11 protein-coding genes and 1 pseudogene are annotated in these 10067 nt (G+C 61.0%); 8 read left to right on the forward strand and 4 right to left on the reverse strand.

The window, feature by feature from the left end:
* Positions 1–49: 49 nt before the first annotated feature.
* Together WBB95_RS15245 and gloB are read right to left on the reverse strand one after the other, a co-directional pair.
* On the reverse strand, positions 50–1462 hold the full coding sequence (locus WBB95_RS15245) for a transglycosylase SLT domain-containing protein (RefSeq protein ID WP_424488343.1): 1413 nt from the start codon (positions 1460–1462) through the stop codon (positions 50–52).
* Between the two features lie 98 nt (positions 1463–1560).
* Complete coding sequence (gloB, locus tag WBB95_RS15250; RefSeq protein ID WP_424488344.1) at positions 1561–2328, reverse strand: hydroxyacylglutathione hydrolase; 768 nt, start codon at positions 2326–2328, stop codon at positions 1561–1563.
* Between the two features lie 65 nt (positions 2329–2393).
* Between gloB and WBB95_RS15255 the strand changes: the two genes are divergently transcribed.
* From WBB95_RS15255 to WBB95_RS15275, 5 genes are all read left to right on the forward strand, one after another.
* Complete coding sequence (locus WBB95_RS15255) at positions 2394–3152, forward strand: class I SAM-dependent methyltransferase (protein ID WP_424488345.1); 759 nt, start codon at positions 2394–2396, stop codon at positions 3150–3152.
* A gap of 46 nt (positions 3153–3198) precedes the next feature.
* The gene (gene rnhA, locus WBB95_RS15260) at positions 3199–3651 is read left to right on the forward strand and encodes a ribonuclease HI (protein ID WP_017136932.1); all 453 of its coding nucleotides are present in this window, start codon (positions 3199–3201) and stop codon (positions 3649–3651) included.
* Between the two features lie 80 nt (positions 3652–3731).
* The gene (gene dnaQ / locus WBB95_RS15265) at positions 3732–4472 is read left to right on the forward strand and encodes a DNA polymerase III subunit epsilon (RefSeq protein ID WP_424488351.1); all 741 of its coding nucleotides are present in this window, start codon (positions 3732–3734) and stop codon (positions 4470–4472) included.
* A 185-nt stretch (positions 4473–4657) separates the two neighbouring features.
* Positions 4658–6913: an Orn/Lys/Arg decarboxylase N-terminal domain-containing protein gene (locus WBB95_RS15270; protein WP_424488346.1), complete on the forward strand. Its 2256-nt coding sequence runs from the start codon at positions 4658–4660 to the stop codon at positions 6911–6913.
* Positions 6914–6921: 8 nt separating this feature from the next.
* Positions 6922–7503 (forward strand): GNAT family N-acetyltransferase, encoded by a 582-nt coding sequence (locus WBB95_RS15275; protein WP_424488347.1) that lies wholly within the window; start codon positions 6922–6924, stop codon positions 7501–7503.
* On the opposite strand, the gene WBB95_RS15280 is transcribed toward WBB95_RS15275, so the two are convergent.
* Positions 7500–8393: a LysR substrate-binding domain-containing protein gene (locus WBB95_RS15280; RefSeq protein WP_424488348.1), complete on the reverse strand. Its 894-nt coding sequence runs from the start codon at positions 8391–8393 to the stop codon at positions 7500–7502. The genes WBB95_RS15275 and WBB95_RS15280 overlap by 4 nt on opposite strands.
* Positions 8394–8550: 157 nt before the next feature.
* Here WBB95_RS15280 and gspG point away from each other — a divergent pair, with 157 nt between their 5' ends.
* Together gspG and WBB95_RS15290 are read left to right on the forward strand one after the other, a co-directional pair.
* Positions 8551–9000 carry a type II secretion system major pseudopilin GspG gene (gene gspG, locus WBB95_RS15285; protein ID WP_424488349.1) on the forward strand — a complete coding sequence of 150 codons (450 nt, stop codon included), beginning with the start codon at positions 8551–8553 and terminating at the stop codon, positions 8998–9000.
* Between the two features lie 103 nt (positions 9001–9103).
* Complete coding sequence (locus WBB95_RS15290) at positions 9104–9448, forward strand: hypothetical protein (protein ID WP_424488350.1); 345 nt, start codon at positions 9104–9106, stop codon at positions 9446–9448.
* 60 nt (positions 9449–9508) lie between these two features.
* Here WBB95_RS15290 and WBB95_RS15295 read toward each other — a convergent pair whose 3' ends face one another.
* Positions 9509–9745, reverse strand: coding sequence for a hypothetical protein (locus WBB95_RS15295; RefSeq protein ID WP_017136925.1), 237 nt, complete (start codon positions 9743–9745; stop codon positions 9509–9511).
* A 228-nt stretch (positions 9746–9973) separates the two neighbouring features.
* On the opposite strand from WBB95_RS15295, the pseudogene WBB95_RS15300 reads away from it, so the two are divergent.
* A pseudogene (locus WBB95_RS15300) lies at positions 9974–10067 on the forward strand (ACP phosphodiesterase); the annotation flags it as partial.

Raw genomic sequence — 10067 nt, forward strand, 5'->3', positions numbered from 1 at the left:
TTCGCGAGCAAGCCCGCTCCCACATTAGCTCCCCAGTGTTCTTGAAGCCCTAGCGCGGGCCGGAAACCACCAGCATCTGCCCTGGCTTCAACGCCTGGCCGGTGCGCGGGTTCCAGCGCTTGAGATGTTGCATCTCAACGTTGAAACGCTTGGCGACAATGTACAACGAGTCGCCTTTCTTGACCTTGTACTGCACCGGCTTCTTGCCGTCGGCCTTGGCCACCAGCTTGCGCGTGTCCTGCATCACCAGGGTCTGGCCAACCTTGAGCGCCTGGCCATTGAGCTTGTTCCAGCGCTGCAGGTCATGCACATCGACCTTGTTCGCCTTGGCGATCAGCGTGAGGTTATCGCCAGTGCGTACTTTGTAGCTGCGGGTGCGTCCGGCAACTTTGGCGGTCTCAACTTCGTCGAACACCTGCTTTTTCGGACGCATGGCCAGTAATTCTTCCGGCTTCATCGTCGAAAGGGTGCTGGTCAGCAGTTGCGCCTTGGAGCTCGGTACGAGCAGGTGCTGGGGGCCGTCCAGGGTGGTGCGTTGTTTCAGCGCCGGGTTGAGCTGGAACAGTTCGTCTTCGTCGATTTCGGCCAGCGCAGCCACCCGTGACAGGTCCATGCTTTGCTTGACTTCAACCACTTCAAAATACGGCGTGTTGGCAATCGGGCTCAAATTGACGCCATACGCCTCGGGGGCCAGCACCACCTGGGACAGTGCCAGGAACTTGGGCACGTAGTCCTTGGTTTCCTGGGGCAGGGGCAGGTTCCAGTAGTCGGTCGGCAGGCCGAGCTTTTCATTGCGCTCGATCGCCCGGCTCACGGTGCCTTCGCCGGCGTTGTAGGCTGCCAGGGCCAGCAGCCAGTCGCCGTTGAACATGTCGTGCAGGCGGGTCAGGTAGTCCAGGGCGGCGGTGGTGGAGGCGGTGATGTCGCGGCGGCCGTCGTAGGCGCGGGTCTGGCGCAGGTTGAAGTAGCGCCCGGTGGAGGGAATGAACTGCCACAAGCCGACGGCATCGCTGCGCGAATAGGCCATTGGGTTGTAGGCACTTTCAATCACTGGCAGCAGCGCCAGCTCCAGGGGCATGTTGCGTTCTTCAAGACGTTCGACGATGTAATGAATGTAGAGGCTGCCGCGTTCACCGGCGTTCTCCAGAAAGGACGGGTTGCTGGCGAACCACAAGCGCTGTTGCTCGATGCGCGGGTTGACGCCCAGCCCGTCCTGCAATTGAAAGCCCCGACGCATGCGTTCCCAGACATCCTGGGGGGCTTCGGGGCTGGGCTTCTCGGAAAGCCAGATAGGTTTTTGCTTGATTTTGGCGGCAAGATTGGGTTTGGGTTGCACGGTGGATTGTGCGGCGAAATTTGTCGATTGGCAGCCCGCCAGTGTGGCGGACACAGCCACCGCCACAGCTTGAGCCAGGCGGGTCAATGCGTCTGAAGAAATGGATTTACGAATAGATGACGACATTGGCTGGAAGTAAGTTCCGGGCAAAAATGTCGGGCGATTCTAGAAAGCGCTTTGGTTCCGGTCAACCATTCAGAAAATCCGTATCAGATTGCATCCGCTTAGAACTTATCTTTCCAAGCCCTCAAGCTAGCAAACACCTCGGCCCCAGAGCGGTTATCCCGGCCATTCCGTTCGTCCGCTTTTTGTTTAACGGATGTTTCGGCGGTACGCAGAAAAGGGTTAGTCCGTTTTTCCAGCGCCAGGTTGGACGGCAGCGTCATCTCGCCGCGCGCACGCAATTGGCTGACCTGTTCCACCCGTTCGGCGATGTCGGCATTGTGCGGTTCCACCGCTTGGGCAAACTTCAGGTTACTTTGCGTGTACTCGTGGGTGCAGTACACCAGCGTGTTGGCGGGCAGGGCGGCGAGGCGCTCCAGCGAGGTGTGCATTTGCTCCGGCGTGCCTTCGAACAGCCGACCGCAACCGGCGGCGAACAAGGTGTCGCCGCAGAACAGCACGCCTTGATGGTAATAAGCGATATGGCCGAGGGTATGCCCCGGCACCGTGTAAACGTCGAAGTCCCAACCCAGCGCGGTGATGCGGTCGTTATCCTGCAGGGCGACGTCGCGCGCCGGGATCTTCTCGTTCGCCGGGCCGTAGACGTTCGCGCCGGTCACGCGTTTCAATTGCTCGACACCGCCGACATGATCGGCGTGATGGTGGGTGATCAGGATGTCGCTCAAGGTCCACGCAGGGTTCTGCTTGAGCCAGGCCAGGACCGGCGCGGCATCGCCGGGGTCGACCACAGCGCAGCGTTGGGTCTGCGGGTCTTGTAACAACCAGATGTAGTTGTCGGTGAAGGCGGGGAGTGCACTGATCTGTATCATTCTTCGATTCGCCAAGCTGAACACATTGGTGCATCTTAGAACGTCTAGGCGAGTTGGAGAATGCAATGACTGATAAAGCGTTCGCCCAGGCCGATCCTGAGTGGCTGGCCCTGATCAGCGCGGCCCGCGATTGGCTGGCCGGGCCGATTGGGCAATTTCTGCTGGATGAAGAGCGGCGCATGCTCGAAGACGAGCTGGGCCGGTTCTTTGGCGGTTACCTGGTGCATTACGGCCCGTCGGCCCAGACCCCGCCCGCCGCGCCGCAGGTGCAGCGCAATGTGCGCCTGGGTGCGCCGTTGCCGGGAGTAGAGATCGTCTGCGAAGAGCAGGCCTGGCCCCTGAGCGAGCACGCTGCCGACGTAGTAGTGCTGCAGCATGGCCTGGATTTCTGCCTGTCGCCCCACGGTTTGCTGCGCGAAGCCGCCAGCAGTGTGCGCCCAGGTGGCCATTTGCTGATTATTGGTATCAACCCCTGGAGCAGTTGGGGCCTGCGCCATGTGTTCGCCCATGACGGCCTGCGCCAGGCGCGCTGTATCTCGCCTTCCAGGGTGGGCGACTGGCTGAACCTGCTGGGCTTCGCGCTGGAGAAACGCCGCTTCGGGTGCTATCGTCCGCCGCTTGCCTCGACCAAGTGGCAAGGCCGCCTGGCCGGCTGGGAACGCCGCGCGGGCGCCTGGCAACTGTCGGGCGGCGGCTTCTATCTATTGGTAGCGCGCAAGATCGTGGTCGGGCTGCGGCCTGTGCGCCAGGTGCTACGCCAGCCCATGGGCAAGCTGGTGCCGATGCCGATGGCCAAGGTCAACCGCAAGCAAAGCGAACCGTAAACCCTTTTTTTGAATTCAGCCCTGCCTGTTTTGATGGATGCAACCGATGACCGATACCGTAGAACTCTTCACCGATGGCGCCTGCAAGGGCAACCCAGGCCCCGGCGGCTGGGGCGCATTGCTGGTGTGCAAGGGCGTGGAGAAGGAACTGTGGGGCGGCGAAGCCAACACCACCAACAACCGCATGGAGCTGATGGGCGCCATTCGCGGCCTGGAAGAACTCAAGCGTCGCTGTGACGTGCTGCTGGTCACCGACTCGCAATACGTGATGAAAGGCATCAACGAGTGGATGGTCAACTGGAAGAAGCGCGGCTGGAAAACCGCCGCGAAAGAGCCGGTCAAGAACGCCGACCTTTGGCAATTGCTCGATGAGCAATGCAACCGCCATGACATCACCTGGAAATGGGTGCGCGGGCACATCGGCCACCCGGGCAACGAGCGTGCCGACCAGTTGGCCAACCGTGGCGTCGATGAAGTGCGGGGCTACAAGCAAAGCTGATCTTGCTGACGTGTTAACATCGCGCCCTTTGACTCACACCACACTGCACACCACCCGTTGAGAGCTGAACCCTGATGGCGATCCGATCTGTTGTACTCGATACCGAAACCACCGGCATGCCGGTGACCGACGGCCACCGGATCATTGAAATCGGCTGTGTCGAACTGATGGGTCGCCGCCTCACCGGTCGTCACTTTCACGTCTACCTGCAACCGGACCGTGACAGTGACGAAGGCGCCATCGGCGTCCACGGCATCACCGACGAATTCCTCAAGGGCAAGCCGCGCTTTGCCGAAGTCGCCGATGAGTTCTTCGAGTTCATCAACGGCGCGCAGCTGATTATCCATAACGCGGCGTTCGACGTCGGCTTCATCAACAATGAGTTCGCCCTGATGGGCCAGACCGACCGTGCAGATATTTCCAGGCACTGTTCGATCCTCGACACCTTGATGATGGCCCGTGAGCGTCACCCGGGCCAGCGCAACAGCCTGGATGCCTTGTGCAAACGCTATGGCGTCGATAACTCCGGGCGTGAACTCCACGGCGCCTTGCTCGACTCCGAGATTCTGGCTGACGTCTACCTGACCATGACCGGCGGGCAAACCAGCCTGTCGCTGGCGGGTAACGCCTCCGATGGCAGCGGCTCGGCAGAAGGCTCGGGCAACCGTGCTTCGGAAATCCGCCGCCTGCCGGCCGACCGCAAGCCCACCCCGATCATTCGCGCGAGTGAGCAAGACCTCGCCGAGCATGCGGTGCGCCTGGAAGCGATTGCCAAGTCGGCGGGTACGCCGGCGTTGTGGACGCAACTCACCCAGCAATAATTCAATGTGGGAGCTGGCTTGCCCGCGATGGCGGCGGGTCAGCTGGCTTATCTGACTCTGATCCATCGCTATCGCAGGCAAGCCAGCTCCCATAGGTGATTTGCGATACCCGCGAAATCTTCATTCGCGTCATTCCGTCCCAGCTTCTACCCTTGAGTGCATAGCCCTCAGGACGCCAAGCACTCATGTACAAAGACCTGAAGTTCCCCGTGCTGATCGTGCACCGCGACATCAAGGCCGACACCGTTGCCGGTGACCGCGTCCGAGGTATCGCCAAGGAATTGGAACAAGAGGGCTTCAGTATTTTTTCCGCTGTGGACTACGCCGAAGGCCGGCTGGTTGCCTCCACCCATCATGGCCTGGCGTGCATGCTGATCGCCGCCGAAGGCGCCGGCGAAAACACCCACCTGCTGCAAAACATGGTCGAGCTGATCCGCCTGGCGCGGGTGAGGGCGCCCCACCTGCCGATCTTTGCCCTGGGCGAGCAAGTCACCCTGGAAAACGCCCCGGCCGACGCCATGAGCGAGCTCAACCAACTGCGCGGCATTCTCTACCTGTTCGAAGACACCGTGCCGTTTCTGGCCCGGCAAGTCGCGCGGGCGGCACGTTCTTACCTCGACGGCCTGTTGCCGCCTTTCTTCAAAGCGCTGGTGCAGCACACCGCCGACTCCAATTATTCCTGGCACACCCCGGGCCATGGCGGCGGCGTGGCCTACCGCAAAAGCCCGGTGGGGCAGGCGTTTCATCAGTTTTTCGGGGAAAATACCTTGCGTTCGGATTTGTCGGTGTCGGTGCCGGAACTCGGCTCGCTGCTCGATCACACCGGGCCCTTGGCCGAGGCTGAGGCCCGCGCCGCGCGCAACTTCGGCGCCGATCACACGTTCTTTGTGATCAACGGCACGTCCACCGCCAACAAGATCGTGTGGCACTCCATGGTCGGCCGCGACGACCTGGTGCTGGTGGACCGCAACTGCCATAAGTCGGTGCTGCATTCGATCATCATGACCGGCGCGATCCCCTTGTACCTGTGCCCGGAACGCAACGAGCTGGGCATCATCGGCCCGATTCCCCTGAGTGAATTCAGCCCCGAATCCATCCGCGCCAAGATCGCAGCCAGCCCGCTGACCCGTGGCCGCCCACCGAAAGTGAAGCTGGCCGTGGTCACCAACTCCACGTACGACGGCCTGTGCTACAACGCTGAGCTGATCAAGCAGCAATTGGGTAACAGTGTCGAGGTGTTGCACTTCGATGAGGCCTGGTACGCCTACGCGGCCTTCCACGAGTTTTTTGCCGGGCGCTACGGCATGGGCACCTCGCGTACACCGGACAGCCCGCTGGTGTTCACCACGCACTCCACCCACAAGCTGCTCGCGGCCTTCAGCCAGGCCTCGATGATTCATGTGCAAGACGGCGGCGCGCGGCAGCTGGACCGTGATCGTTTCAACGAAGCGTTCATGATGCACATCTCGACGTCGCCGCAATACAGCATCATCGCCTCGCTGGACGTGGCCTCGGCAATGATGGAAGGCCCGGCCGGGCGTTCGCTGTTGCAGGAAATGTTCGACGAGGCCCTGAGTTTTCGCCGCGCCCTGGCCAACCTGCGCCAGCACATCGCCGCCGAAGACTGGTGGTTTTCCATCTGGCAGCCGCCGTCGGTGGCTGGCATCGACCGGGTCGCCACGGCGGATTGGTTGCTGCACCCCGAGGACGACTGGCACGGGTTTGGTGACGTAGCCGAAGATTACGTGCTGCTCGACCCGATCAAGGTGACGCTGGTGATGCCCGGTCTGAATGCCGGCGGGGCCCTGAGTGAGCGCGGTATTCCGGCGGCGGTGGTGAGCAAATTCCTCTGGGAACGCGGGCTGGTGGTGGAAAAGACCGGGTTGTATTCCTTCCTCGTGCTGTTTTCCATGGGCATCACCAAAGGCAAATGGAGTACCTTGCTCACCGAATTGCTGGAGTTCAAGCGCAGCTACGATGCGAATGTCAGCCTGGCTGGCTGTTTGCCCTCGGTGTATGCCCAAGGCCCGGCGCGGTATCAAGGCCTGGGTCTGCGCGACCTGTGTGACCAATTGCACAGCTGCTACCGCAGCAACGCCACGGCCAAGCACCTCAAGCGCATGTACACGGTATTGCCGGAAATCGCGATGAAACCGGCCGATGCCTACGACCAGTTGGTCAGGGGCGAAGTCGAGGCCGTGTCCATTGATGCCTTGCCAGGGCGCATCGCAGCCGTGATGCTGGTGCCTTATCCGCCGGGCATTCCGTTGATCATGCCCGGCGAGCGCTTTACCGAGTCGACACGGTCGATCATCGACTACCTGGCGTTTGCCCGGACGTTCGATAGCAGTTTTCCCGGTTTTGTCGCCGATGTTCATGGGTTGCAACACGAAGACGACGGCAGTGGTCGTTGTTACACCGTCGATTGCATCAAGGGTTAAGGATGTTTATGCAAGCTGTAATGAACCCGAAGTATCCGGGGCTCAGTGTTCGAGTCGCCGACGAGGGCTTCGATGCCTACGTGTGGGGCAATGATTTCAGTTTTGAGGTGAGCGGCTATAGCGTGCCGCAGATGGGCCAGCGCGTCGATCAGTGGCCTGTGGAGCGCATCGTGCCGTACCGCAAGTGCTATGGGATCGACCCGGAAGAGTTCGCCAGCTTCCGCGATGCGCCCGACAGCGCGATCTTCATGGCTTTCCTGGATGACCGCGCGGTAGGGCATGTGGTGGTCAGCACCAATTGGAATGGTTTCGCACACGTTGACGAGTTGGCGGTGGCGTTGCCGGCGCGGCGCCATGGGGTGGCCAAGGCCTTGCTGGATGTGGCGCAGTTCTGGAGCCGCAAGAAAAACCTGCCGGGCATGATGCTCGAAACCCAGAACAATAACCTCGGCGCCTGCCGCCTGTATGAGCGTTGCGGCTACGTGATGGGCGGGATCGATCAATTGCGGTATCGCGGCATTGACCCGCAAACCCGTGAAGTGGCGATTTTCTGGTACCGCTTGTTCAAGGCTGACGTCGAACAGGCCTAACCCGCGAGCAGGCTTTCGGCCTTCTGCGTGACAATCTCCAGCAGCGCATTCAGTGCCGGGGTGCTCACGCCGTCCTTGAGGGTCAGCGCGTACAGGTTGACCAGCACCGGCGGCGACACCGGGCACGCATCCAGCCCGGCCTCCCGCGCACCGAAGGCGGTGAAGGGGTCGACAATCGCCAGGCCTTCGCCGGCTTCCACCATGCTGCGCATCATCTGGTAGGTCTGCACCCGCGTCTGCACCACCGGCAGCGGGCGCAGGGCTTGCAGCTTGGCGTCCAACAGGCGGCTCAGCGGGTCCTGGCCCTCAAGGCCGATCATCGACTGCCCGGCCAGGTCCTGCAGCGCGATGTACTTCTGCTTGGGCTTGAGCCAGCCGTGGGGCGCGAGCAGTTGCAGCTTGCCTTGGGCCAGCACGGTGGCCTGGATTTGCGGGTGTTCCGGGTCATGCAGGCTCAGGCCCACCTCGGCGTCGTGCAGCAGCAGGCTCCTGACGATTTCACGGGTCGGCTGGCTCGACAGGTTGCACGGCGTGTCCTGGAAACGTCGGCGCAGCATGGCCACACTTTGCGGCAGCAGTTGATTGGCGAGCGGCGGGGTGCACAGGGCGCGCAGCGTCGGCGCATGGTGGTGCTTCAGGCGGCTGGCCAGGCGTTGGACGGGTTCGAGCGCTTCATAGACATGCGCAATTTCAGCTTGCAGCTCCAGGGTTTCGCGCGTCGCTTGCAAACGCCCGCGCACACTGGCAAATAGCATGAAGCCCAATTGCTGTTCGGCGTCCTTGAGCGCGGCGTCCACGTCGCCCACGGGGAGTTGCAACCATTCGGCGGCCGTGCCGAGGTGTCCGGTCTGCAAGATGGCCTGAATCACTTCGATATGACGTAAACGCATGGCCGGAGTCTAGGGGGCGCGCGGCGGGGATTCAATGGCTGCGCAAAAAAGAGCGCGGGCCTGGGCGCGTGGCGTCTACCGTTATGCGTGTTTGCTGCTGCAACACATGGGTCATACAAAGCGTGTATTTACCGACGTACCCAAAAGGAGCCTTACGATGACCGGCAAAACCGCAGTAATTGGCAGCCGGCATCCCCAGCGCGGGTTTACGCGTTGGGCGGTGCTGGTGGTGTTGATCATCATCGGTTTGCTCGCCCTGGCGGTCGGGCCGAGGCTGTTTGGCGACGTGACACTGGCAGAAATCGCCACTGCCAAGGGCCAGGTCGCCGAATTGGGCAGGGCTGTCGAACAGTTCCACCAGGACACAGGCCGCTACCCGAGGGACGATGAAGGCCTGGATGCCTTGACCGCGCAGCCAAGTGGCGAGGCGCAGTGGAAGGGGCCCTACATCAAGGACGAGCTGCTGACCGATCCCTGGGGCGTCGCCTATCAGTACCACTACCCGCCGACGCAGGCGCACACCCCGTTTGATCTGTTTTCATTCGGCAAAGACCGCACGCTGGGTGGCGCAGGGGTGAACAAGGATATTACCTACGGCGACCACTGATACCTCTGGCATTACCCATCGACCTGATTAGAATGGCTGCTCTGATCATCAACGACCACTGCCGTTTACCCGGCACATACAACAAAAACAGGTCTGGTCTCATATGCCTCTACCCTCGATCTTCTTCGGGGTAACGGCCAAGCAACTCATGGTCCTGGTGACCGTGGGGTGCGTGGCTGCTTATCTCTTCAACACCAGCGAAGAACACACCCCGGAAAACCTCGCGCTTGAAGCGTTTATCCGTTCCCAGGAACAGGTCGGCGAGCGAGTGGGGGCGGTATTGGGGATCACGCTGGTACGCCAGGTGGTGGCGTATCCCGCATACGCCACGCCAGGCTATAAGCGTTCGATGTATGACGTCGAGGGGGAGCGAGGGCGTGTGGTGGTAACGCTTAAGCACGTCGAGGGAGAGTCGGGCGCTGAAGTCACGGAGATTCGCACACCTTGATCGCCCGGCCCAGTCGACGCCATCGTTGGCCAAGACTGAGCAGGCAGATAAGGCGGGATCTTATGAAGCGAGGGTCGTTTGCGATTCGCGCACAATGATCGTGCCCGACTGAATCAGTTTGAACTCATCACCTTCCAACTTTTCTACACGGTCGCCAATGGCCAGCTTGTAGGTGGTGGTAGGCGTCGAGCCAGCCTGGCTGTCCTGCGCCGGGTTGGATTCCTGGAACTCATGCACCGAATACACGCGTCCTTCCGCGTCTCTGGCATGGAACTGTCCGACAAGTACTGCAGCCATCTGTTTAGAACCTCTGGAGATAAACACTCGATTTGCGGTTCTGTAGACCGTCATCGAGCGGGGTAGTTTACCTATGGAAAAAAAATACTATTCGTTGATGCTTTCAGACGCTTCCTACGCGAACTGCCGCGTGGAAAGCCCCTGTGGGATCTTCAAAACCTGCTGGTGAACCCGCGGTGAAAACTCTATAACTACAGGCTCATCTAGTCAGACGTCGGGAAAACCTCTATGAGCAAGGTCTACACGATTGCCGTCCTCGTGGGCAGCTTGAGAAAAGAGTCGATCAACCGCAAAGTCGCCCTGGCCTTGGCCGAACTGGCCC

This window comes from Pseudomonas sp. (assembly GCF_049645325.1).
GTDB lineage: Bacteria > Pseudomonadota > Gammaproteobacteria > Pseudomonadales > Pseudomonadaceae > Aquipseudomonas.